This window comes from Acidovorax sp. SUPP2539 (assembly GCF_030158975.1).
Taxonomy (GTDB): Bacteria; Pseudomonadota; Gammaproteobacteria; order Burkholderiales; family Burkholderiaceae_C; genus Paracidovorax.
Genome location: NZ_BQXJ01000004.1, coordinates 79,888 through 102,518 on the forward strand (window position 1 = coordinate 79,888; position 22,631 = coordinate 102,518).

The window sequence follows — 22,631 nt, forward strand, 5'->3', positions numbered from 1 at the left end:
GCCCCGGGCCCATGGCCTTCGGCTGCGGCCACCTTCCTTCGGACGCCTGGCCCGGCCCGCGCGGGCGCGCGCCTAGGCTCGGTGCCCACGGAGGTTCAAAACAATGTCGTACCAAGAGATGAAAGCCGGCGTCGAGCTGCTGCCCGCCCAAGCCCCGAAATTCGAGACCGAGCGGTTCGTGGTCGTTCCGCTGGGGGCCGAGCCGGCGCGCGACCTGCTGAACGTGCTGCTGCAGGACGAACGGCTGGCCGGTCAACTGCCCTGGATGGTGGAGAAATCCGCCGATGGCGCGCGCAAGGAGGCGTTCCTGATCGGCCTGCAATGCGCCGCCGAGACCACGCTGGTCTGGGGCATCGTCGAGCGGGCGCGCAGCGCCTACATCGGCGCGGTGCTGGCGCGCAGCACGCTGGAGGGCCTGGACGTGGAGGTGCTGTGCGCCTCGCAGTTCTGGAACCAGGGCGTGGCCGACGAGGCCGGCCTGCCAGTCGCGGACTGGCTGGAAGAGCACGCCGCCGTCGAGTTGGTGCCGGCGGACTGAGCCCCTGGGCCGCAGCCCCTCAGCGCATCGGGTCGTCCGCCACCCCGGCTCCATTGGCAGCCCAGCCACCCCCCAGCACCTTGTACAGCGTGACCCGGTTGGTCTGCTCGGCCAGCAGCAGGGTGATCTGCGTCTGCTGCGCCGCGTACAGCGAGCGCTGCGCGTCCAGCACCGTGAGGAAGCTGTCGGCCCCCAGCCGGTAGCGCGCGTCCGACAGGTCCAGCGCGCGCTGGGTGGCGTCCAGCAGCGAGCGCTGGGCGGCCAGGCGCTCGTCCAGCGTGGCGCGGTCGGCCAGCGCGTCGGACACTTCGCGGAACGCGGTCTGGATGGATTTTTCGTACTGGGCCAGGGCCGTGTCGCGCGCCACTTCGGCCACGCGCAGGTTGGCGTTGTTGCGGCCGGCGTCGAAGATCGGCAGGCGGATCTGCGGCGCGAAGCTCCAGATGCCGTTGCCGCCGTCGAACAGGCCCGACAGCGCATTGCTGGCCGTGCCGATGGAACCGGTGAGCGTGATGGACGGAAAGAACGCCGCGCGCGCCGCGCCGATGCTGGCGTAGCTGCCCTGCAGCGTGCGCTCGGCCGCGCGCACGTCGGGCCGGCGCAGCAGCACGCCGGAGGGCAGGTCGGCGGGCACGGCGAGCAAAGCGGCGACCGGCGTGGTGGGCACGATGGCGGTGCTGGTGTTGCGGGGGGCGCTGCTGCGCGAGGTGCCGTCGGCCGTTGCCGTTGCCGTGGCGGGCGGCACCGTGGCGGGCGCTGCATTCGCCGCGGCGGCCAGGGCCACGGGCGGCAGCAGGTCGTCGGGGACGGCGGCGCCCACCAGCAGCGCGAGCGCGTTGCGGTCGCGCGCGACCTGGGCGGTGTAGGTGGCGACGTCGGCGCGCGCGGTGTCCACCGTGGTCTGCGTTTGCGCCAGGGTCAGGCCCGAGGTGGCGCCCAGCGCATGGCTGCGCTGCGTGAGGTCCAGCGACTGCTGGCGCGTGCGCAGCGTGTCGCGTGCCAGTTGCAGGCGGCGGCCGTCGGCATCGAGGGTGAGCCAGGCGTTCACCGCCTCGGCCACCAGGCTCAACTGCACGCTGCGGCGGTTCTCGGCGGCGCGGAAGAACTCCTGCAGCGCGGCGTCGTTCAGGTTGCGCACGCGGCCGAAGAAGTCGATCTCGTAGCTGGCAAAACCGAGTTGCGCGCTGTATTGCCCGCCCACGTTGGAGCGGCCCGCGGTGGTCAGGTCGTCGGCCGTGCGGCTGCGGCTGCCCGCGCCGGTGGCGTTCACGCCGGGGAACAGGTCGGCGCGCGAGACGCCGTACTGCGCCCGCGCCCGCTCGATGGCCAGCACGGCCACGCGCAGGTCGCGGTTGTTGGCCACGGCCATCTCGGCCAGGGCGCGCAGGCGGGGGTCCTGCAAGAATTCGGCCCATTCCAGGGGGCGGTCCAGCGGATCGGCCGGGACCGCCGCGGCGGACCCGTCCCCCAGGGCGGCGGGAGCGGTCACGGCCACCGGCACGGAGCCCGTGCCCAGGGCGGCCGGCACCGGCAGCGCGGGCGCCTGGTAGGGCGGCGCCAGGTTGGTGCAGCCGGGCAGCGCGGCCAGCGCCACGGTGGCGGCCACCGCCCAGGCCAGCGGGCGCAGGGCGGGGAGGGTGGGGGCTTGGCGCGGCGTCATGCGGGGGCTCCGGTGGGCTGGCCGCCGGCCTTGGCGGCCCGGTTGGCGAAGAAGCCGCGGATGAGAACGAAGAACACGGGCACGAAGAAGATGCCCAGCACGGTGGCGGAGATCATGCCGCCCAGCACCGCGGTGCCGATGGCCTGCCGTCCGCCCGCGCCGGCGCCCGTGCCGATGGCCAGCGGCAGCACGCCGAAGCCGAAGGCCAGCGAGGTCATGAGGATCGGGCGCAGCCGCAGGCGCACGGCCTCCTGCGTGGCGTCGATCACGCTCTTGCCCTGGGCCTGCAACTGGGTGGCGAACTCCACGATCAGGATGGCGTTCTTGGACGACAGCCCCACGGTGGTCAGCAGCCCGACCTGGAAATACACGTCGTTGGACAGCCCGCGGATGCCGATGCCCAGCAGCGCCCCCACGATGCCGAGTGGCACCACCAGAATCACCGAGAACGGCACCGACCAGCTTTCGTACAGCGCCGCCAGGCACAGGAACACGAACAGGATGGACACGGCATACAGCAGCGGCGCCTGCGAGCCCGACAGGCGTTCCTGGTAGGAGGCGCCCGTCCATTCGTAGCCGATGCCGGGCGGCATCTCCTTCATGATGGTTTCCACCGCGTCCATGGCCGCGCCGGAGCTGACCCCCGTGGCCGCGTCGCCCACGAATTCGTAGCTGGGGCTGCCGTTGTAGCGCTGCAGCTGGGGCGAGCCGTAGGTCCAGCTGGTGCTGGAGAACGCCGAGAACGGCACCATCAGGCCCTGGCTGTTGCGCACCGTCCAGGGCGCGATGTCCTGCGGCAGCATGCGGTAGGGCGCATCGCCCTGCATGTACACGCGCTTGACCCGGCCCTTGTTCAGGAAGTCGTTCACGTAGGTGCCGCCGATGGCGCTGCCCAGCGTGTTGTTGACGTCGGTGGTGGCCAGGCCCAGGGCGCCGGCCTTGGCGTCGTCGATGGCCACGCCCAGCTGCGGCGTGTCGTCCAGGTTGTTGCTGCGGGTGTTGGACAGCTCGGGCCGCTGGCCGGCCAGTTGCAGCACCTTGTCGCGCGCGGCCACGAGCGCGTCGTGGCCCAGCCCGTTCAGGTCCTTGAGCTGGAAGTTGAAGCCCGCATTGGCGCCCAGGCCGCGCACGGCCGGCGGCAGCACGACGAAGATGCGCGCGTCGCGGATCCTGGACAGATCGCGCGTGGCCTTGCGGGCGATGGCGTCGGCGCTTTGCGAGGCCAGGGGGCGCTCGCTCCAGTCTTTGAGGCGCACGAAGCCGCGCGCCGAGCTCTGGTCGCCGTTGGAGCCGGTGATGGAGTTGAAGCTCACCACGTCGGGCTGCGCGGCGAAGTACTTCTGCACCTCGGCCATCACCACCTGCAGGCGGGTGTTGGAGGCGCCCGGGGGCAGGGTGATCTGCACCTGCACGGCGCCCTGGTCCTCGTTGGGCAGGAACGAGGTGGGCAGGCGCATGAACAGCACGGCCATGCCGCCCACGATGAGCGCATAGACCAGCATCATCCGCCCGCCGCGGCGCACGATGCGGCCCACGCCGCGCTGGTAGCCGTCGGCCGTGCGGTCGAAGCGGCGGTTGAAGCCGGTGAAGAAGCGGTCCACCCAGCCCAGCACGCCCCGGCGCGGCGCGCCGTGCGGGCTGTGCTGGCCCTGGGGGATGGGCTTGAGCAGCGTGGCGCACAGCGCCGGCGTGAGCGTGAGCGCCACCAGCACCGACAGCACCATGGCCGAGACGATGGTGATGGAGAACTGCCGGTAGATCACCCCCGTGGAGCCGCCGAAGAACGCCATGGGGATGAACACCGCCGACAGTGCGAGCGCGATGCCCACCAGCGCGGGCGTGATCTCGGCCATGGACTTGCGCGTGGCCTCCTTTGGGGGCAGGCCCTCCTCGCTCATCACGCGCTCGACGTTCTCCACCACCACGATGGCGTCGTCCACCAGCAGGCCGATGGCCAGCACCATGCCGAACATGGTCAGCGTGTTGATCGAGTAGCCCGCCACCGACAGCACGCCGAAGGTGCCCAGCAGCACCACGGGCACCGCGATCGCCGGGATCAGCGTGGCGCGGAAGTTCTGCAGGAAGATGTACATCACCAGCACCACGAGCAGCATGGCCTCGACCAGCGCCTTGACCACCTCTTCGATGGAGGCGCTCACGAAGGGCGTGGTGTCGTAGCTGGTGAAGGGCTTGAGCTGGTACGGAAAGAACGGCTGCAGCTCGGCGATCTTGGCGTTCACCGCGTTGGCCACCGCCATGGCGTTGGCGCTGTCGGCCAGCACCACGCCCATGCCGGCGCCGGGCTGGCCGTTCAGGCGCGAGGTGATGGTGAGGTTCTCGGCGCCCAGTTCGATGCGGGCCACGTCTTTCAGGCGCACGATGGCGCCGTCCACGGTGGACTTGAGAACGATGTTCTCGAACTCCTCGCGCGACTGCAGCTTGCTGCGCGCGGTGATGGTGGCGTTGAGCTGCTGCTCGCCCACGGCGGGCAGGGCGCCCAGCTGGCCGGCGGAGACCTGGGCGTTCTGCGCGTTGATGGCGTTGCCGATGTCGGACGGCATGAGCGCGTACTTCTCGAGCTTGGCCGGGTCCATCCACACGCGCATGGCGTAGGGCGTGCCCAGCGTGGCCACGTCGCCCACGCCGTCGATGCGGCTGATGACGTCCACCAGGTTGCTGGAGATGTAGTCGCCGATGTCCACCTGCGTCACGCTCGGGTCGGGCGAGGTGAAGGTGACGATCATCAGGTAGTCGTTGCCGCCCTTGGTGACGGTGACGCCCCGGCTCTGCACGGCGGGCGGCAGGCGCGACATGGCCTGCTGCAGCTTGTTTTGCACCTGCACCTGCGCCACGTCGATGTTGGTGCCGGCATTGAAGGTGAGCGTGGTGCGCGAGCCGCCCGAGGCATCGCTGGTCGAGCCCATGTAGATCAGGTTGTCGAGGCCCTTCAACTGCTGCTCGATCACCTGCGTGACCGATTCCTCCACCGTCTTGGCCGAGGCGCCGGTGTAGGTGGCGCTGATGGACACGCGCGGCGGTGCGATGTTGGGGTACTGCTCCAGCGGCAATGTCTTGATGGACATGGCCCCCGCCAGCATGATGACGATGGCGATGACCCACGCGAAGATGGGCCGGTTGATGAAGAACTGTGCCATGGCGGGCGGTCCTTCAGCGGGCGGCCGGGGCCGCAGCGCCGGACGCCGCGGGTGCCGCCGCCGATGCGGCCGGTGCCGCAGAGGACGCGCCGCCTGCCGGGGCTGCCGCCGCCTTGGCCGCCACCTCCACCGGCTTGACCGTGTCGCCCACCTTCACGCGCTGCAGCCCGTCCACCACCACGCGGTCGCCGGCGGCCAGGCCGCCCACGGCCTGCCAGCGGTTGCCCACGGCGGCCTCGACCTGGATCTTGCGGCGCTCGACCTTGTTCTCGGCATTGACCAGCAGCACGCTGGCGTTGCCGGCGGTGTCGCGCGTCACGCCCTGCTGGGGCACGAGCAGGGCCTGCTCGTTCACGCCCGTCTCCAGCACCGCGCGCACGTACATGCCCGGCATCAGCAGGCCGTCCGGGTTGGGGAACACCGCGCGCAGGGTGACCGCGCCGGTGGCGGGGTTCACCGTCACGCCGCTGAACTGCAGCCGACCGGCCTGGGCATAGGTGCTGCCGTCCTCCAGCTTGAGCGCCACGCGCGCCTGGCCTTCGCCCGCGCGCTGAAAGCGCCCCTTGGCCAGGTCGGTCTTCAGGCGCAGCACGTCGGTGCTGGACTGGGTCACGTCCACGTAGAGCGGGTCGATCTGCGAGATGGTGGTGAGCGCCGTGGTCTGGTTGGCGGTGACCAGCGCGCCCGGCGTCACCGCCGAGGTGGTGGTGCGGCCCGAGATGGGCGCCTTGATGCGGGTGTAGCCCAGGTTGATGCGGGCGTTCTCGACCGCCGCGCGGTTCACGGCCAGGTCCGAGCGGGCCTGCACCAGCACCGCCTGGCTGTCGTCATACACCTGGCGGCTGATCGCATCGATCTTGACCAGCTCGGCATTGCGACGCGCGTTGGTCTCCGCCGTGCCCACGGTGGCCTGGGCCTTGCCCAGCGAGGCTTCGGCGCTCGCCAGCGCCACCTCGAAGGGCGAGGCATCCAACTGGTACAGCACCTGCCCGGCCTTCACGTCCGCCCCTTCGGTGAAGAGCCGCTTTTGCACGATGCCGCCCACCTGCGGCCGGATCTCGGCGACCAGGAACGCGCTGGTGCGCCCGTGCAGCTCGGTGGTGATCGACTGCCGCTCGGGTTGGATCGTGACCACGCCGGCTTCCACCGGGGCGCGCGGCGCGGGCTGCTTGGCGGCCTTGTCCGAACACCCGGCCACCACGAAGGCGGCCGCCAGCACGGCAGCTCCGGCCCGGCGCAGGGCACCGGGGGCAGCGGTCGTACGGGAAGGGGTCAAGGAAGAGGGCCGTGGGGCCATGGCAGCGGGGGCGGAGGGCAGCGAGCGTGTGGCAGGGCGTGGGCAATTCATGGACAAGGCACGGCTTTCGTTGTGGCGAGCATTCTGACGGTCAATTGAAAAGATCGTGTGAAGCTGTAGCAGGCTGGAAAGCCCTCCGGCGGGCCTCGTGTCCGGACCTTGCAACCTTCATGCCGCGTGCGGGCCGCGCGTGCCCCTCGCAGGCGGTGGCGGGCCCCTCGGGCGCTGGCCCCGGGAGTGTGTGGCCGCGCTGGCGGGCCGCCGGCCGGCCGGGCCGTCGATCCGAAGGGTTTCTGCGGGGCGGAACGGGGTTTTGAGAGCCAAATCGCCCGCATGCCGGCGTTTTCATTGTCTTGTTAGCTATTTAATTGATAGCAAATGGGTGGTCGGGAAACGACGGTCCGCGTTCGTAGCGCCCCCGGGCTCTTGACCCAGATCAAGCCCCGGCCGAAAGGTTTCCACAAGCCGGGATGTGCCACCTACCATCGGCCGCACTGCATCCCGCAGGGGCCCGCGGCGCCGTGCCGCACCGTCCGTACGAGACAAAAGCTTCTTCCCCAGAAAGGCTTCCCATGCGAAGAAATCTTCCGGTCAGCACGCAGGAATACCCGTTTCCTTCCGGCGAAACCCTGGTGTCCACCACCGACCTGAAAGGGCGCATCCTGTACTGCAACCCGATGTTCATCGAGGTGAGCGGCTACGAGCGCGAGGCCCTGCTGGGCCAGCCCCACAACCTGATCCGCCACCCCGACATGCCCGAGGAGGCGTTCCGCGACATGTGGGACACCATCGGCCAGGGCAGGCCCTGGTCGGCCGCGGTGAAGAACCGGCGCAAGAACGGCGACTTCTACTGGGTGATGGCCAACGTCACCCCGCTGATGGAGGGCGACCGCCCCGTGGGCTACCTGTCGGTGCGCACCGAGGCCACCCGCGAGCAGGTGCAGGCGGCCGACGCGCTCTACGCCCGCATGCGCGCCGAGGCCGAGGCCGGCCGCCCAGTGCACGTGCTGCGCGCGGGCCGGCTGGCACGCCTGACCGCCCTGGGCCGCGTCGCGGAGTGGACCCGCATCGGCGTGGGCGGCCAGGTGGCCATGGCGTTCCTGGCCGTGCTGGTGGCCGCCTTCCTGGCGGGGCTCGTGGATGAAGAGCAGGGCCTGTTCTCGGCCGCGGCCTGGGCTGCCGTGGCCGGCGTGGCGATGGCCGCCTTCGCCCAGGTGCGCCGCGTGGCCGTGCTGCCGCTGTCGGACATGGTGCGCGCCGCCAACCGCATGGCGGCCGGCGACCTGACCGAGCGCCTGCGCGTGACCCGCTCCGACGGCGTGGGCGACCTGCAGAAGGCGCTGAGCCAGCTCAACGTGAACCTGCAGTCCATCGTGCGCGATGCGTTGCAGGAGACCGAGAAGATGCGCGTGTCCAGCCGCGCCATCGCGCAAGGCAACCAGGAGCTGTCCGGCCGCACCGAGACGCAGGCCAGCAACCTGCAGGAGACGGCCGCCTCGATGGAGGAGATCACCGGCACCGTGCAGCAGACGGCCGAATCGGCCCGCCAGGCGGCCGACCTGGCGCGGCAGGCCACGGGCGTGGCCGAGCGCACCAGCGGCGCGGTGGACGGCGTGGCCGCCACCATGCAGCAGATCCAGGCCGCCTCGGGCCGCATCGGCGAGATCACGCAGCTCATCGACTCCATCGCCTTCCAGACCAACATCCTCGCGCTGAACGCGGCGGTGGAGGCGGCGCGGGCGGGCGAGCAGGGCCGGGGCTTCGCGGTGGTGGCCGGCGAGGTGCGCAGCCTCTCGCAGCGCACGCTGACCGCCGCGCGCGAGATCCGCCAGCTCATCGACCAGTCGGCCGAGAAGGTGGGCGAGGGCCGCCAGCGCACTGAGAGCGCGCAAAAGACCATGCAGGAGTCGCTGGACCTGGTGCGCCGCGTGGGCGCCCTCATCGGCCAGATCCACAGCGCGGCCGACGAGCAGCAGGCCGGCATCTCGCAGGTGAACAGCGCGGTCTCCCACCTGGACGGCATCACCCAGCAGAACGCGGCGCTGGTGGAGGAGAACGCGGCCCTGGCGCTGGAGCTGCAGTCCCAGGCGCAGACGGTGTCGGACGCGGTGCAGGTGTTCCGCGTGCACGGCGGCCCGCGCGGCGCCGCGGCGTCCGATGCCGTGGCCCTGCGCAGGGCGGCGCGCCCCGGCCCATCGCTCATCGCCGCGCGGGGGGCCTGAAGGCAAATGCGGTGGCAGCGGGGGGGGGGGGGGGGGGCGCCCGGCCGGATAGCATGGGGCCCGGGGCCGATGTCCGGCCGCCACGCCCACGGCAACGCCACGCGCTGCCAACCGCACCGAACGTTGATGAAGGAGCCGCCCATGAACCCGTCCACCCCCTCCCTGGCCGATGAACTGATGGCCCAGTTGCAAGGGGCCCCGCTCCAGCAGCTGTCCAGCCAGCTGGGCACGGACGCCACGCAGACCCGCTCCGCGGTGGCAACCGCACTGCCCCTGCTGCTGGGCGCGCTGGGCCGCAACGCCGCGCAGCCACAGGGCGCCGAGGCCCTGCTGGGTGCCCTGCAGCGCGACCACCAGCCGGCCGCCGTTGGCGGCGCGGGCGGGCTGGACCTGGGTGGGCTCCTGGGGTCGCTGCTGGGCGGCGGCAGTGCCGCCGGCGGCGGGCAGGGCGCCGACATCCTGGGCCACGTGTTCGGCAGCCAGCGCCCGCAGGCCGAGGCCGGGCTGGCCCAGGCGACGGGCCTGGGCGCCAACGCGGGGCAACTGCTCCAGCTGCTCGCGCCCATCGTGATGTCGCTCCTTGCGCAGCGGGTGCAGGCCGGCGGGCTGGATGCCGGCAGCCTGGGGCGCACCCTCGGCCACGAGCGCGACCGCGCCCGGCAGCCGGGCGGCCTGGGTGGCCTGGGTGGCCTGGGTGGAGGCGTGCTGGGCAGCCTGCTCGATCAGGACGGCGACGGCCAGGTCGGCCTGTCGGACCTGGTCAAGCTCGGCGGCGGCCTGTTCGGCGGGCGACGCTGAGCTGAGAGCGCAAGCGCGGTCCGAGGGCCCGGCGACCGGCGACCGGCGACCGGCGACCGGCGGCGCGCGGGTTTGCAACCAACTGCATCGCCGCCCCGGGCGGCTTCGCAAACCCCTGTTGCGCGCACCCCGCCGTTGGGCGGAAACTGCAGCCATCCACGCCACTTCACTCAGGGAGGCCCCATGACCGCAGTCGCCGACATCCTCAAGTCCAAGCCCCATGCCCAGGTCCACACCATCGGGCCCTCCGATTCGATGCTCGATGCGCTGCGGCTCATGGCCGACAAGGGCATCGGCGCGCTGCTGGTGATGGAGGGCGAGCAGATCGCCGGCATCGTGACCGAGCGCGACTACGCCCGCAAGGTGGCCCTGCTGGGCCGCACCTCCGGCGCCACCCAGGTGAGCGACGTGATGACCCGGGCCGTGCGCTTCGTGCGGCCGCACCAGAGCAGTGAGCAGTGCATGCAGCTCATGACCGACAACCGGCTGCGCCACCTGCCGGTGGTGGACGACGCCAATCGGCTGGTGGGCCTGATCTCCATCGGTGACCTGGTGAAGAACATCATGTCCGAGCAGCAGTTCATCATCGAGCAGATGGAGCAGTACATCACTGGCGGCCAGCGCAACTGACGCCGCCGCGCAACCGCCCGGCCCCATCAGGCTAGGGATCGAGGGCGATCACCTCGTCCTGCGGCCCGGCCTCGCACCCCGGGCCCAGCGCCTGCCAGCCGCGGCGCACCACGATCTGGCGGCGGTCGTGGCACAGCTCGATGCGCTCCGCGCCCGGCATGCGATCGTGCACGAAGGCCTCCAGCGAGGCCGGAAGGCTCACCCGCATGCGCAGCGCGTAGAGGTCGTCCCTCGGGTGGTCGTCCACATGCACCAGCGGCGCGAAATGCGCGGCGAACACCATGCCGTGCGATCCCAGCCCGATCGGCTCGGGCCGGTAGCCCTCCGAGTGCAGCCACGCCTGCGCGCGCTCGCGCGTTGGGGGCGCGTCGCCGGCCGGCGCCCAGGCGCTGGCCATCATCTCCGCCACCCACTGGTTGCAGTTCTGGTAGCGCGTGCTGAACGGGTAGGCATTGGCGCTGTAGTCGGCCGCCAGGAGGGCCAGCGCGGCGCGCTTATCCTGGGCCGTGCGCTCTAGCGCGTCGGCGGGCAGCGCGGGCAGCAGCACGATGGCAACGTAGCCCCGGGACGGATCGTCCCGGCCCATCAGGAACCCCGGAATGCCCTGGTCGAACAGCCGGGGCCGCGACTCCTCGCAGGTGTAGTACAGCTGGCGCACCGCCCACGGGCGGTCCGGCTGCGGCCGCAGGGCCAGGCCGGCGTGCGAGTAGCGCACCCCGAAGCGGCCCAGGTCCAGGCCCGAGCGCGAGATCAGTGCCACGCGCTGGCCCGAGGCGTCGAGCACCTGCTTGACCACCGCGGCAAAGCGCAGGACGCGGTCCTGATCGGTGGCGCTCAGCGGCGCGGCGGCATCGCACAGGCCCCAGGTGCCGGCATGGGCCGGAACCTCCGCCCCCAGCGCGGCGAGGCCGATGGCGGCGATCCCGGTCCAGCGCGCCAGCGCGCGCCGGTGCCGCATGCGGGATGGCAAGGCGGCACGCCGCATCACAGGGCGAGCGGCCGGGAGTCCATCTCCTCGTACCAGTCGTCGTTGAGCACCAGGAAGAAGGCTTCGCGGGTGTCGCCGCGCGCGAACTCGAAGCCGTAAGGCCGCTCGCGCGCCTGCACCAGGTCGCCGGCGGCGAGCGGCCGCGCGCCCTGCGCCTGGCGCGGCAGGTTCAGCACGAACTCGCGCGCGGCGCCGGTCTCGGTCGCGCGCAGCCTGAGGCCCGTGGCGTCGGGCCGGCCGGGCACCTGCTCCACGCCGATCACGCGGTACTCGCCCTCGGCCAGGCGCCGGTCGCGGCCCCCGCCGCCGCTCGAATGGCCGATCGAGTCCGAGGCGCTCGAGGCCGCCGACCCCGCGCTGGAGGCCATGGAGGTGAACAGTTCCGCATGGCCGGGCAGGGCGGCGGTGGCGAGCAGCGAAGACACGCACGCGGCGCGAACGAAGGCAATCAGGGGCATGGCAATCCTCGGGGCCGCGGCGGGCAGGGGGGCGGGGTGGGTGGGGATCATGGCGGCGGTCACTGGAACTGGGCGGTGAGTTCCTGCGCGCCCTTTTCGATGCCGGCCTGCGCCGCATCCAGGGTGCCGAAGGTCGCGCCGATGTTCAGCGCGTTCGGGTATTGCTTGGTGACGAAGGCGTCGAGCAGCTGGTTCGACACCGCGTCGAAGATCTCCACGGCGTAGCTGACCGAGCCGGTGAAGGTGCCTTCCTTGCCGCGAATGCCCTGCACCAGGTTGTAGGGCCCGCCGCCGATGTCGAAGCGCGTGAAGGTGCTCAGGCCCCGCGTGGTGAGCCTGGCGCCGGTGAGGGTCACGCGCAGGCGCAGCGTGGCGGGGGCGGGCTGGGCCACGATCTGAAAGCGCGTGGCCAGCCGCGCCGTGAACTGCCGGCGCATGTCGCCAGCCAGCTGGCGCCGCTGGGCCTCGGGCACGTCCTCGAACTGGTGGTCGGGCCCGGAGTAGATCACGATGGGGTCGAGGATCACCTTGGTGTACTGGCTCCAGTCCCGGTGCGATGCCACGCGGTAGGGAATGCGGCCGGTGTCGTCGTCCAGGTTGGGCCGCAGCTGGGGCGCGGACTGCAGCCCGGTGTAGGCGATGGGCTGGGTGCTGGCGCAGCCGGCCAGGCACAGCAGGGGCAGGAGCGTCGCGGGGCGCAGAAAAGGGGTGGCATGCATGGAGCTTCTCCAAAAGAAAGGGACGAAGGGGGGCCAGCCCCGGGCCGAGGGGCCAGGGGATGGAGCTATAACTGAACATGAATGTACGGCATAGTATGATTTGCCCGAGGGAGCCCTGTCAAGTAAAGAGTACAAGTTAGTTCACTTTTGGAGATGCGAATGCGGGTCAGGACCCAGGCGCGGCGGGATGCCATCGTGGAAGCGGCGGCCAAATTGTTCGAAGAGGTGGGGTACGAGGCGGCGTCGATGAACGAGCTGGCCAAGCGGCTCGGGGGCTCCAAGGCCACCCTCTACGGCTATTTCCCGTCCAAGGAGCCGCTGTTCGTCGCCGTGGTGCAGTCGCTGGCGACCTCCCACCTGGCCGACGCCACCTCCCACCTGCTGGCGGCGCTGGAAACGCGCCCGCCGATGCGGCCCACGCTGACCCGGTTCGGGGACGAGGCGCTGCAGGTGATGCTGAACGACCGCCGCGCGCTCTCGGTGTACCGCATGGTGCTGGCGGACGCGGGCCGCTCCAACATCGGCGAGCTGTTCGACGGCGCCGGCCCGCGCCAGTGCATCGACGCGCTCACCCGCTTCATGGGCGCCGCCATGGCGCACGGCGAGGTGTGCGAGGGCGATCCCCAGGTCATGGCGATGCAGTTCATGGCGTTGCTCACCGCGGAAACCGGGCCGCGCCTGTACCAGCAGGACCCACCGGCCGTCTCCGTCGCCGACATCCACGCGCGGGTGGTGCGGGCCGTGGACTTCTTCCTGCGGGGCGCGGCCCCCGGGCGCTAGGTGCGACCCGAAGCGCGCCGGCATGCCCTGCGGCGCCGACGCCGGTTCGGCGTCTTGTCCTGCGCATTTGCCGGGGTCGCGGGCCAGTGCGGTCGGCTCAGCCGTCGTTCAATAGGGCCATCCCCCGCCGACCCTTCTCTTTGGCCCCTTCGCCTGGAACCCGAATGTCCGCCTTGCCGTCCCGCACCGAGTCTCCCGCCGCACCGCCGCTGTCCTTGCCGGGCGGCGATTCGCCCACTCACCGCGCGCACAGCGCCTCGCGGCGCGCCGCGGCCGCGCTGGCGCCGCCGGCCGACACCCACACGCCCGCGGACCGCTACGAAGAGCTTTTCATCGAAGTGCAACGCCAGCGCATCTTCGAAGACTCCAAGACCTTCGTGGACTGCGCCCCGCGCCAGCCGCCCGAGACCATCCTCGCGGCCTACCGCGCGCAGTGCCAGGCGCCGGGCTTCGACCTGCATGCCTTCGTGCACCGGCATTTCAAGCCCCAGACCCGCGCCTGCGACAGCCCCACGGTCGAACCCGGGCTGACCATGGCGGCGCACATCGATGCGCTGTGGGACGAGCTCACCCGCCACCCGGCCCACCACCCCCCGCGCGGCTCGCTGCTGGCACTGCCGCACGCCTACGTGGTGCCGGGCGGCCGGTTCGTGGAGATGTATTACTGGGATTCGTACTTCACCATGCTGGGCCTGGTGCGCAGCGGCCGGCGGCACCTGCTGCACACGATGACGGACAACTTCGCCTACCTCATCGACACCTACGGCCACGTGCCCAACGGCACCCGCACCTACTACCTGAGCCGCTCGCAGCCGCCGGTGTTCTCGTTGATGGCCGAGCTGTGCGAATCGTGCGCGGGGCACGGCGCCGCGCAGTACCTGCCGCAGATGCGGCGCGAATACGACTTCTGGATGGAGGGTGCCGACACCCTGGCCCCGGGCAGCGCCCACCGCCGCGTGGTGGCGCTGCCGGACGGCGCCGTGCTCAACCGCTACTGGGACGACCGCGACACGCCGCGCGAGGAATCGTGGCGCGAGGATGTGGAGACCGCCGCCCAATGCCAGCGCCCCGCGAACGAGGTGTACCGCGACCTGCGCGCCGCCGCCGAGTCGGGCTGGGACTTCAGCGCGCGCTGGCTGGACGATGGCGCCTGCGGCACCTGCCGCACGCAGACCCTGTCCACCATCGGCACCACGCGCATCCTGCCGGTGGACCTGAACGCGCTGCTGCACAAGGCCGAGACCACCATCGCCCGCCTGAGCCGCAGCGTGGGCGACACGGCCACGGCCGACGCGTTCGACCACCGGGCCCGCCAGCGCGCCGAGGCCATGTCCCGCGTGCTGTGGAACGCCGAGGCCGGCGCCTTTCTCGACCACGACTGGCAGGCCGGCACGCCACGCCCCTCGCTCAATGCCGCCACCGTGGTGCCGCTCTTCACCGGCACGGCCACGCCCGAGCAGGCCCATGCGCTGGCCGCCACCGTGCGCCGGCGCCTGCTGGTGCGGGGCGGCCTGTCCACCTCGGAGACCGCCAGCGGCGAGCAGTGGGACCGCCCCAACGGCTGGGCACCGCTGCAGTGGATGGCGGTGGAAGGTTTCGCCGCCTACGGCGCGGCCGACGAAAGCTGCCGCCAGCTGTCGGACGACATCCGCACGCGCTGGGTCAAAACCGTGCAGGACGTGTACGACCACGAGGGCAAGCTGGTCGAAAAATACTCGCTGTGCGAATCCGGCGACAGCCCCTCCACCGGAGGCGATGGCGGCGAATACCCGCTGCAGGACGGGTTCGGCTGGACGAACGGGGTGGTGCGGGGCTGGCTGGACGACCCCGCCTGACGGCCCGGCGGCCGCGCCACCCGTCGGACCACGTCCCTTATGAGGGAATGGCCCAGACCGTCGTGGTGGCCCGCGTCGGGGTATTGGCCTTCGTGGTCACGATGCACGCGGTGCCATGGGCGCCATCGGTGCCGAAAGACATCACCACGTCGGGATTGCCGACGGGGTAGGCCAAGATGTACATCAAAGGAACGTAGATAATGCTTTTGACATTATCGCCGTTGTAGGTCACGCTGTTTTCGCCATTCACCGCGAGCCGGTCGCCCAGGCGGTTGGTGAGGGGCTGGCCAGTGAAGGCAGATAAAGGAACGGGGTTGAAGGGGGTCGATCCCGTTATTTTCTGTCCGTTGATCGTGCCGCTCATTTGAACCAGCGATCCATTGGCGGGATCGTATTTTCGGGTGAGTTGCAGGTGGATATTCTGCTCGGGCATGTCTAGAATGCCATCCTTGAAACTCATTGTGAATGGATTGAAATAATAGGCCTGGGAATTGATGCCATCCGTCGAAATGCTGATGGCCACGAAATTCAGATCCCAGTCGGTGCCCGGCAGCAGCGTTGCGTATTGCGCCTGGATGGAGACGAAAGACCGGCTTTGCAGGGTCTCGATGTCGAATTGGAAGGGGTAGTAGCCGCTGAAATCCGCCAGTTCGCACCCGCTGAGGTCGTATAGCGCGAAGTCGGGTTTCGCGGCCTGGGGAATGGTGACGAGCGACCGGATCTGCGCGGGCTTTTGCCCATCGGTCACCATGTTGTTGCAGGCGAAACCCTGCTCGGCAGCGGTGCCCATGATGAGCGACACGGTCTCGCTGCCCTGGGCGACCGTGAAGAAGTACATGTTCAGGTTGTACGCATAGGTGTGCACCGGCTGGAGATTCCCGGTGGTGCCAGGGTCGTACTGCAGCTGGTTGTCCGACCCGATCCGCATCACCTTTTTTCCGGTCGCCGTATCGACGTAATCGCCGGCGAAGAGGGCGGCGGCAATGGGGTTGTTGTAGGTGGCGCCGGAGACATCGACCTTCGTTTGCTTCGGCAAGGTGATGCTTCCCGAACAGAAGGCCACCGGCCCGTACGTGTCGCCCGCGCGGGTGAACTCCAGCTCGACCGTGAGCCCCTGGTCGGACGTCTGGTGCAGGGTCTTGCCGTCGAAGCTTCCCGTGAAGGGGTAGCGGGTGGCGGAGGTTCCGTCCAGCGAGATGATCAGCGACACGTGGTACGCGGGGGCGATGGTGCCTGCTTGAAACACCATGTTGGTGTCGACCGCGAAAAAGGCGCCCTGGGCGTTTCCAAGGGTGTAGTAGCCGTTGAATGTCTGCAGCGCCGGTGCGTCGGGCCGGGCGGAAGGCGAAGCCCCGAGCGCTGGTTGGGCGGGGTTCAACAGCTGCAGGTGATGGGCTTGCGTGTCCTCGATGGAAATCGAGCGCGGCACGGACGGAATGGGGGTCGGGGTCATGGTGGAGGGCGTTTCAAGGGTTGCGATCTGCCGAGGCCGGCAGGGCGGAGGGGCCCGCCCAGGGGCTCAGCGCTTCCTGGGCGGCGGTGGCGTGCGCGGCGATGGGCGCGGGCGCAGCCTCAGGATGGGGACCAGGCCACCGTCAAAGCCCCTGCGGGATCTTTCGTGATGGCAAGCACCCGGATGCAGTCGCCATCGCTGCTTCCGGTGTGGATTACCCGCCTGTTCGGCAGGTTGCAATGGTCCCCGGGGTAATGAACGCTGCTGAGCGTGGCGTTGACGCCGGCACCATTGTCGATGGTGGTGATTTTCTGGTCTGCCATGGCGTCGCCAATCCCCGTTTTGGTGAATAATGCGCAAATATCGTGATATTCCATTCCCCTGATCGGGGTGCTGAACTGGAACCAGGATTTTCACGGTGGCGCACGGGCCACTGCGCGATATTATGGGGACGGCTTTCTAATAGATTGAAAAATCCCTGAAAATTGCTTAAACGATCTGATAAAACATGAAAAACAATCGGAGCGCACGGCCTGCGCGGTGCCGTGCCTCCGGGGCCGCCGCTGCCTCAGGCTGCCTTTTCCACATGCGCCTGGCGCGTGTACAGGAAATCGATCACCGCCTTGCGGCTGCGCAGGTAGCGCGGGTCTTCGGCCAGGGCCACGCGGTTGCGGGGGCGCGGGATGTCCACCGCCAGCACCTCGCCGATGGTGGCGGCCGGGCCGTTGGTCATCATCACGATCTTGTCGGACAGCAGCACGGCCTCGTCCACGTCGTGGGTGACCATGACCACCGTGCTCTGCGTGCGCGCCACGATCTCCAGCAGCTCGTCCTGCAGCTTGGCGCGGGTGAGGGCGTCCAGCGCGCCGAAGGGCTCGTCCATCAGCAGCACCTGGGGCTCCATCGACAGCGCCCGGGCGATGCCCACGCGCTGCTTCATGCCGCCCGAGATCTCGCCGGGGCGCTTTTGCGCCGCGTGCGTGAGGCCCACCATGGCCAGCGCGGCCTCGGTGCGGGCCTTGAGCTGGGCCTTCGGTTCCCGCTTGCCGAACACGCGCTCGACCGCCAGGTGCACGTTGCCTTCGCAGGTCAGCCAGGGCAGCAGGGAATGGTTCTGGAACACCACCGCGCGCTCGGGGCCGGGGCCCTTGATCTCCTTGTTGGCGCACAGCAGCGCGCCGGCGGTGGGCACGGTGAGTCCGGCGATCAGGTTGAGCAAGGTGGATTTGCCGCAGCCCGAGTGCCCGATGAGGGCGACGAACTCGCCCTTGGCGATGGACAGGTCGATGCCCTTGAGCGCCGGAAACAGCCCCTTGGCGGTCTTGAAGGTCTGGGCGACACCCTGGACCTCGATGAATTTCGCGGGGTTGTTCATGCCTTCACCTCTTCGAACGTGAATGCCGTGGCCAGCTTGACCAGGGCGTATTCGAGCAGCAGCCCGACGATGCCGATCACAAAGATCGCGATGATGATGTTCTTGACGTTCAGGTTGTTCCACTCGTCCCACACCCAGAAGCCGATGCCCACGCCGCCGGTCAGCATCTCGGCCGCCACGATCACGAGCCAGGCGGTGCCCACGGCCAGGCGCACGCCAGTCAGCATGTAGGGCAGCACGGCGGGGAACAGGATGGTGGTGGCGATCTTCCATTCCGAGAGGTTGAGCACGCGGGCCACGTTCATGTAGTCCTGCGGCACGCGCTGCACGCCCACCGCGGTGTTGATGACCATGGGCCAGATCGAGCAGATGAAGATGGTCCAGATGGCGGCCGGGTTGGCGCCCTTGAACACCAGCAGGCCGATGGGCAGCCACGCCAGCGGCGACACGGGCCGCAGCAGGCTGATGAGCGGGTTGAACATGCGCGAGAGGAAGTGGAACCGCCCGATCACGAAGCCCGCGGGAATGCCCACCAGCGCCGCCAGCCCGAAGCCGACCGCCACGCGCTCCAGCGAGGCGAGCACGTTCCAGCCCACGCCCTGGTCGTTGGGGCCGTTGCGGTAGAAGGGGTTGCTGAAGACTTCCAGCGCCTGCTTCCAGGTCTCCAGCGGGCCGGGAATGCTCTGGCCAGTGGTGGAGGACACCACGGCCCACAGCCCGATCAAGAGGCCCAGGCCGCAGGCCGGCGGCAGCACCGCGAGCCAGAAGGCGCGCGAGGCGGCCGCCCAGTCGCGGGGCGCCCGCGGCGGGCTGGGCGGGGCGGACTGCAGTGGTTTTTGCCCCGATGCCGGCGTTTTGATTGCCGGTGTTGCTATTGTTTGCATAGCAGAAGGGGCCGCGGCTGGGGTGGGCTCCGGCGGGGCGTGGAAGACGGCGCTGACCATGGTGGGATTCTCCTGGCGGGGGCTGGGGGCGGGCGGCTCGGGCGGGGCCCGGGGTCAGGCCTTGATCTTGAAGCTGTCGGCGTACTTGGCCGGGTCCTTGCCGTCCCAGACGACGCCGTCCATCAACTTGCTGGAGCGCATGTCGCTCTTGGGCAGGGGCACCTTGGCGGCAGTGGCGGCCTGCTTGTACAGCTCGGTGCGGTTGATCGACTTGGCGACGGCCAGGTAGTCCGGGTGGTCCTTGAGCAGGCCCCAGCGCTTGTGCTGCGTGAGGAACCACATGCCGTCGGACAGGTAGGGGAAGTTCACCGCGCCGTCGTTGTAGAACTTCATGTAGTTGGGGTCGTCCCAGGTCTTGCCCAGTCCGTTCTGGTAGCGGCCCAGGATGCGCTGGTTGATGGCGTCCACGCTGGTGTTCACGTAGGCCTTGCCGGCGATGGTTTCGGCCATCTTGTTCTTGTTGGCGAGGCCCTCGTCGATCCAGCGGCCGGCCTCCAGGATGGCGGCCGTCACGGCGCGCGCGGTGTTGGGGTACTTCTGCACGAACTCCGACGTGGTGCCCAGCACCTTCTCGGGGTGGTCCTTCCAGATGTCCTGCGTGGTGGTGGCGGTGATGCCGATGCCGTCCATGATGGCGCGGTGGTTCCAGGGCTCGCCCACGCAGAAGCCGTCCATGTTGCCCACGCGCATGTTGGCCACCATCTGCGGCGGCGGCACGGTGATGACCTTGGCCCCCTTGAGCGGGTCGATGCCGTTGGCGGCCAGCCAGTAGTACAGCCACATGGCGTGCGTGCCGGTGGGGAAGGTCTGCGCGAAGGTGTATTCGCGCTTTTCCTTGGCCATGAGCTGGGCCAGGCCCGCGCCGTCCACCGCGCCGGCATCGGCGAGCTTCTTGCTCAGCGTGATGGCCTGGCCGTTGTTGTTCAGGGTCATGAGCACGGCCATGTCCTTCTTGGGGCCGCCGACACCCAAGTGCACGCCGTACACCAGGCCGTACAGCACGTGGGCGAAGTCCAGCTCGCCGTTGGCCAGCTTGTCGCGCACGCCCGCCCAGCTCGCTTCCTTGGAGGGCACGATCTTCACACCGTACTTCTGGTCGATGCCCAGCACCGAGGCCATCACCACGCTGGCGCAGTCGGTGAGGGGGATGAAGCCGATCTTGACTTCCTTCTTTTCCGGCGCGTCGGAGCCGGCTGCATGAACCATGGAGCGCAGCGCGGGGCTCACGCCCACGGCCCCCACGGCGGCGGCCTGCAGCACGGTGCGGCGGTGGAGACTGGTTTTGGACAGGTCGGTCATGGAAGGCATCCCTTGGCTTGGCTGGCAACGTGAAAAACAAAAAAGGCGTCCTCACACGCCCGCAGGCTGCCTTGGGGGCAGCGCCGCGAGCGGTGGGGACGCCTTTGTCCGGGTTCTGCCAGGTCGCACCCGCCATTGGGTGGGGCCTGGCAATCGACCAACGTTGGTCTTGCCTCCGTCATTGCAAGCCTTGTGCCAGAGCGGGCCATGCGGGGTGTATGCTATTGTTTTTGTAGCGATATGCCCTCGTGTTGATTGCGCTGGGGGCCTTTTTGCCTCGAACCGTCCGGCGCCGGGCGCCGCGTGGCCCTGGGCCGAAGCGGGCCAAAGCGGGCCGCGGCGCGTGCAGGGCCGGGCACGGAAGCCGCGCGATGGTGCAGTGCCGCACTGCCCTTGTGCAGCGCCGCCGGCCGCGCCGGTCAGCCCAGCAGGTCCGCCACGTCCAGCATGCGCTGGGCCACCTCGACCAGCTTCATGCCCTTGTCCATCGCGCTCTTGCGCAGCTTGTCGTAGGCGGCCTGTTCGGTCAGGCCCTGGCGCTGCATCAGCAGGCCCTTGGCGCGGTCGATGGTCTTGCGGTCCTTCAGCTCGCTGCGCGCATCGGCCAGTTCGGCGCGCAGGGCCTGCTCGTGCTGGAAGCGCGCCATCGCCACGTCCAGGATGGGGCGGATGCGCTGGGGCGACAGCCCGGCCACGATGTAGGCCGACACGCCCGCGGCCACCGCCTGCCGCACGTGGGAGGGATCGTCGTCGTTGGTGAACATCACGATGGCGCGGGGCGCATCGCGGGTGGCCATCACCACGTGCTCCAGCGCGTCGCGGGCGTCGCTCTCGGCGTCCACGATCACCAGGTCGGGCTGCAGCTGCGCGAGCCGCTCGCTCAGGAACACGTCGGCCGGCAGCGTGGCCACCAGGTTGAAGTTGTTTTCCAGCAGGCCGATGCGCAGCGCCCGCGAGCGCTCGGCCTGCAGCTGGGCGTGCTCGTCGTCCTCGGCGCCCACCGCCAGGTCGGGGGCCACCACCACGATGCGCAGGGAGTCGGTCATGCCCCAAGCTTAAGCAATAAATACGCCCATGCTGGTGCGCCGGCGGGGTGCAAACCCCGATGGATCGCCGCGGATACCCGAAAGCGCACTGTGCGGGTGCATTAGCACCGCTTTCGGCCTGGGACGGAAATTGCTAATGGATGTAACTTGCTATGGAGCAGGGGTTACCCGATAGCGTAAGACTCTTCGGTCTTATATACATCCGGATACATGTAAACCACTGAATGGATTGGAGCTGGGTCTATGAGCACACAAGGAAGCAGGCGTGCCGCGCTGCTGGCGATCGCGGCGCTGGCCGCCACGTTGGGGGCAGGGTGCAGCAAGGTGCCCGACACCATCAAGATCGGCGTGGCCCAGCCGCTGTCGGGTCCGCTCGGCGCGCTGGGGCAGGACATGCTCAACGGCGTGACGCTGGCGGTGCAGGAGCTCAACAAGTCCGGCTTCACGGTCGATGGCAAGACCGTCACCCTGGAAGTGGTCGCGCAGGACGACCGGGCCGATGCCGACTCCGGCAAGAAAGCCGCGCAGCAGCTGGTGGAGTCCGGCGTGGTGGCGGTCATCGGCAACCTCAATTCGGGCGTCAGCATCGCGGCGGCGCCCATCTATGCCGAAAAGGGCATCGCGCAGCTGGCCATCTCCACCAACCCGCGCTTCACCGAACTGGGCCTGCAGACCACCTTGCGCCTGGTGGCCAACGACAACCTGCAGGCCCGCGCCATGGGCTCGTTCGCGGCCACGCAGCTCAGCACCGCCAGCTACGCGGTGCTGGACGACGGCACGCCCTACGGCAAGGGCCTGGCCGATGGCGCGGCCAAGCAGCTGGCGACAGAGAAGAAGGAAGTCACCGTGCGCCAGTCGTTCGACGACAAGACCACGGATTTCGACGAGGTGGCCCGCCGCATCCAGACGGCGAAGGTGGGCGTGATCGTCACCACGCTCAACGACTTCCAGGTGCTGGCGCTGCTGCAGGCGCTGCAGAAGATCAACTACACCCAGCTGTCCGTGCTGGGCGGCGACACCATCAAGACCACCGACATGGTCAAGGGCATGGGGATGGTCACGGCCATCTATGCCACCTCGCCCGTGCTGGAGGCGCGCGAGTTCATCACCGGCCGCCAGTTCCTGGACCGCTACAACACCGCATTCAAGAAGCCGCCTGCCTACGGCGGCCACTACAGCTACGACGCCACCTACGTGCTGTCGGCCGCCATCAAGCAGGCCAAGTCCGCCGATCCGAAGGAGATCACCAAGGCCCTGCGGGCCATCAACGGCTACGCGCCCGTCACCGGCACCATGACCTGGGACGAAAAGGGCGAGCAGCGCTACGGCGCCGTGGGTGTGTACAGCCTGCGCGCGGGCAACTGGGAACTGCGCATGCGCTCCGACCGCTGGTGAGGGCCGGGAGCCGCGGCGTGCCGGCGGCCCCCGGCGGCG

At 69.6% G+C, this 22,631-nt stretch carries 19 protein-coding genes; 7 read left to right on the plus strand and 12 right to left on the minus strand.

Annotated elements, in window-relative coordinates; genetic code table 11:
- Positions 1–103 precede the first annotated feature (103 nt).
- Positions 104–538, plus strand: a complete 435-nt coding sequence (locus tag AVTE2539_RS15055) for a GNAT family N-acetyltransferase (RefSeq protein ID WP_284411760.1) — start codon at positions 104–106, stop codon at positions 536–538.
- 19 nt (positions 539–557) lie between these two features.
- On the opposite strand, the gene AVTE2539_RS15060 is transcribed toward AVTE2539_RS15055, so the two are convergent.
- The 3 genes from AVTE2539_RS15060 to AVTE2539_RS15070 are packed head-to-tail and all read right to left on the minus strand — an operon-like array spanning position 558 to position 6,650.
- On the minus strand, positions 558–2,198 hold the full coding sequence (locus AVTE2539_RS15060; RefSeq protein ID WP_284411762.1) for an efflux transporter outer membrane subunit: 1,641 nt from the start codon (positions 2,196–2,198) through the stop codon (positions 558–560).
- Positions 2,195–5,353, minus strand: coding sequence for an efflux RND transporter permease subunit (locus tag AVTE2539_RS15065; RefSeq protein ID WP_284411764.1), 3,159 nt, complete (start codon positions 5,351–5,353; stop codon positions 2,195–2,197). The genes AVTE2539_RS15060 and AVTE2539_RS15065 overlap by 4 nt, the downstream gene beginning before the upstream one ends.
- 13 nt (positions 5,354–5,366) lie before the next feature.
- Positions 5,367–6,650, minus strand: a complete 1,284-nt coding sequence (locus AVTE2539_RS15070) for an efflux RND transporter periplasmic adaptor subunit (RefSeq protein ID WP_502868931.1) — start codon at positions 6,648–6,650, stop codon at positions 5,367–5,369.
- A gap of 572 nt (positions 6,651–7,222) precedes the next feature.
- On the opposite strand from AVTE2539_RS15070, the gene AVTE2539_RS15075 reads away from it, so the two are divergent.
- From AVTE2539_RS15075 to AVTE2539_RS15085, 3 genes are all read left to right on the plus strand, one after another.
- On the plus strand, positions 7,223–8,872 hold the full coding sequence (locus AVTE2539_RS15075) for a methyl-accepting chemotaxis protein (RefSeq protein WP_284411768.1): 1,650 nt from the start codon (positions 7,223–7,225) through the stop codon (positions 8,870–8,872).
- Positions 8,873–9,013: 141 nt separating this feature from the next.
- Positions 9,014–9,670, plus strand: coding sequence for a DUF937 domain-containing protein (locus AVTE2539_RS15080; RefSeq protein WP_284411770.1), 657 nt, complete (start codon positions 9,014–9,016; stop codon positions 9,668–9,670).
- A 183-nt stretch (positions 9,671–9,853) separates the two neighbouring features.
- Positions 9,854–10,300, plus strand: coding sequence for a CBS domain-containing protein (locus AVTE2539_RS15085; RefSeq protein ID WP_272568313.1), 447 nt, complete (start codon positions 9,854–9,856; stop codon positions 10,298–10,300).
- Between the two features lie 31 nt (positions 10,301–10,331).
- Here AVTE2539_RS15085 and AVTE2539_RS15090 read toward each other — a convergent pair whose 3' ends face one another.
- From AVTE2539_RS15090 to AVTE2539_RS15100, 3 genes are read right to left on the minus strand one after another with little or no spacing between them, the layout of a single operon-like run.
- A complete protein-coding gene (locus tag AVTE2539_RS15090) occupies positions 10,332–11,258 on the minus strand; it encodes a DUF2145 domain-containing protein (RefSeq protein ID WP_284411772.1) in 927 nt (308 codons plus the stop codon).
- Between the two features lie 26 nt (positions 11,259–11,284).
- Complete coding sequence (locus AVTE2539_RS15095; protein ID WP_284411774.1) at positions 11,285–11,746, minus strand: hypothetical protein; 462 nt, start codon at positions 11,744–11,746, stop codon at positions 11,285–11,287.
- A 59-nt stretch (positions 11,747–11,805) separates the two neighbouring features.
- A complete protein-coding gene (locus AVTE2539_RS15100; RefSeq protein WP_284411776.1) occupies positions 11,806–12,465 on the minus strand; it encodes a DUF3313 domain-containing protein in 660 nt (219 codons plus the stop codon).
- A 159-nt stretch (positions 12,466–12,624) separates the two neighbouring features.
- Between AVTE2539_RS15100 and AVTE2539_RS15105 the strand changes: the two genes are divergently transcribed.
- Positions 12,625–13,245 carry a TetR/AcrR family transcriptional regulator gene (locus AVTE2539_RS15105; protein ID WP_284403023.1) on the plus strand — a complete coding sequence of 207 codons (621 nt, stop codon included), beginning with the start codon at positions 12,625–12,627 and terminating at the stop codon, positions 13,243–13,245.
- Positions 13,246–13,409: 164 nt separating this feature from the next.
- Complete coding sequence (gene treF, locus AVTE2539_RS15110) at positions 13,410–15,080, plus strand: alpha,alpha-trehalase TreF (RefSeq protein WP_284411778.1); 1,671 nt, start codon at positions 13,410–13,412, stop codon at positions 15,078–15,080.
- A 37-nt stretch (positions 15,081–15,117) separates the two neighbouring features.
- Here treF and AVTE2539_RS15115 read toward each other — a convergent pair whose 3' ends face one another.
- From AVTE2539_RS15115 to AVTE2539_RS15140, 6 genes are all read right to left on the minus strand, one after another.
- Positions 15,118–16,533 (minus strand): hypothetical protein, encoded by a 1,416-nt coding sequence (locus tag AVTE2539_RS15115; protein ID WP_284411780.1) that lies wholly within the window; start codon positions 16,531–16,533, stop codon positions 15,118–15,120.
- A gap of 119 nt (positions 16,534–16,652) precedes the next feature.
- Complete coding sequence (locus tag AVTE2539_RS15120; protein ID WP_284411782.1) at positions 16,653–16,910, minus strand: hypothetical protein; 258 nt, start codon at positions 16,908–16,910, stop codon at positions 16,653–16,655.
- Positions 16,911–17,101: 191 nt separating this feature from the next.
- Positions 17,102–17,908, minus strand: a complete 807-nt coding sequence (locus tag AVTE2539_RS15125) for an ABC transporter ATP-binding protein (RefSeq protein WP_284411785.1) — start codon at positions 17,906–17,908, stop codon at positions 17,102–17,104.
- Positions 17,905–18,852, minus strand: a complete 948-nt coding sequence (ntrB, locus tag AVTE2539_RS15130) for a nitrate ABC transporter permease (protein WP_092745760.1) — start codon at positions 18,850–18,852, stop codon at positions 17,905–17,907. Before ntrB ends, AVTE2539_RS15125 begins: the two co-directional genes overlap by 4 nt.
- A 54-nt stretch (positions 18,853–18,906) precedes the next feature.
- Positions 18,907–20,151: a CmpA/NrtA family ABC transporter substrate-binding protein gene (locus AVTE2539_RS15135; protein ID WP_284411788.1), complete on the minus strand. Its 1,245-nt coding sequence runs from the start codon at positions 20,149–20,151 to the stop codon at positions 18,907–18,909.
- Positions 20,152–20,570: 419 nt separating this feature from the next.
- Positions 20,571–21,197: an ANTAR domain-containing response regulator gene (locus AVTE2539_RS15140; RefSeq protein ID WP_272568327.1), complete on the minus strand. Its 627-nt coding sequence runs from the start codon at positions 21,195–21,197 to the stop codon at positions 20,571–20,573.
- A gap of 243 nt (positions 21,198–21,440) precedes the next feature.
- On the opposite strand from AVTE2539_RS15140, the gene AVTE2539_RS15145 reads away from it, so the two are divergent.
- Complete coding sequence (locus AVTE2539_RS15145; protein WP_284411791.1) at positions 21,441–22,592, plus strand: branched-chain amino acid ABC transporter substrate-binding protein; 1,152 nt, start codon at positions 21,441–21,443, stop codon at positions 22,590–22,592.
- The last annotated feature ends 39 nt before the right edge of the window (positions 22,593–22,631 follow it).

Bases quoted from the DNA above. Each gene is read 5' to 3' on its own strand.
- AVTE2539_RS15135 (WP_284411788.1), bottom strand. From the start codon at position 20,151: ATGACCGACCTGTCCAAAACCAGTCTCCACCGCCGCACCGTGCTGCAG.
- AVTE2539_RS15085 (WP_272568313.1), top strand. From the start codon at position 9,854: ATGACCGCAGTCGCCGACATCCTCAAGTCCAAGCCCCATGCCCAGGTC.
- AVTE2539_RS15105 (WP_284403023.1), top strand. From the start codon at position 12,625: ATGCGGGTCAGGACCCAGGCGCGGCGGGATGCCATCGTGGAAGCGGCG.
- AVTE2539_RS15100 (WP_284411776.1), bottom strand. From the start codon at position 12,465: ATGCATGCCACCCCTTTTCTGCGCCCCGCGACGCTCCTGCCCCTGCTG.
- AVTE2539_RS15080 (WP_284411770.1), top strand. From the start codon at position 9,014: ATGAACCCGTCCACCCCCTCCCTGGCCGATGAACTGATGGCCCAGTTG.
- AVTE2539_RS15070 (WP_502868931.1), bottom strand. From the start codon at position 6,650: ATGGCCCCACGGCCCTCTTCCTTGACCCCTTCCCGTACGACCGCTGCC.
- AVTE2539_RS15140 (WP_272568327.1), bottom strand. From the start codon at position 21,197: ATGACCGACTCCCTGCGCATCGTGGTGGTGGCCCCCGACCTGGCGGTG.
- AVTE2539_RS15115 (WP_284411780.1), bottom strand. From the start codon at position 16,533: ATGACCCCGACCCCCATTCCGTCCGTGCCGCGCTCGATTTCCATCGAG.
- AVTE2539_RS15095 (WP_284411774.1), bottom strand. From the start codon at position 11,746: ATGCCCCTGATTGCCTTCGTTCGCGCCGCGTGCGTGTCTTCGCTGCTC.
- AVTE2539_RS15055 (WP_284411760.1), top strand. From the start codon at position 104: ATGTCGTACCAAGAGATGAAAGCCGGCGTCGAGCTGCTGCCCGCCCAA.
- AVTE2539_RS15125 (WP_284411785.1), bottom strand. From the start codon at position 17,908: ATGAACAACCCCGCGAAATTCATCGAGGTCCAGGGTGTCGCCCAGACC.
- AVTE2539_RS15060 (WP_284411762.1), bottom strand. From the start codon at position 2,198: ATGACGCCGCGCCAAGCCCCCACCCTCCCCGCCCTGCGCCCGCTGGCC.
- AVTE2539_RS15145 (WP_284411791.1), top strand. From the start codon at position 21,441: ATGAGCACACAAGGAAGCAGGCGTGCCGCGCTGCTGGCGATCGCGGCG.
- AVTE2539_RS15120 (WP_284411782.1), bottom strand. From the start codon at position 16,910: ATGGAATATCACGATATTTGCGCATTATTCACCAAAACGGGGATTGGC.
- AVTE2539_RS15065 (WP_284411764.1), bottom strand. From the start codon at position 5,353: ATGGCACAGTTCTTCATCAACCGGCCCATCTTCGCGTGGGTCATCGCC.
- ntrB (WP_092745760.1), bottom strand. From the start codon at position 18,852: ATGGTCAGCGCCGTCTTCCACGCCCCGCCGGAGCCCACCCCAGCCGCG.
- AVTE2539_RS15075 (WP_284411768.1), top strand. From the start codon at position 7,223: ATGCGAAGAAATCTTCCGGTCAGCACGCAGGAATACCCGTTTCCTTCC.
- AVTE2539_RS15090 (WP_284411772.1), bottom strand. From the start codon at position 11,258: ATGCGGCACCGGCGCGCGCTGGCGCGCTGGACCGGGATCGCCGCCATC.
- treF (WP_284411778.1), top strand. From the start codon at position 13,410: ATGTCCGCCTTGCCGTCCCGCACCGAGTCTCCCGCCGCACCGCCGCTG.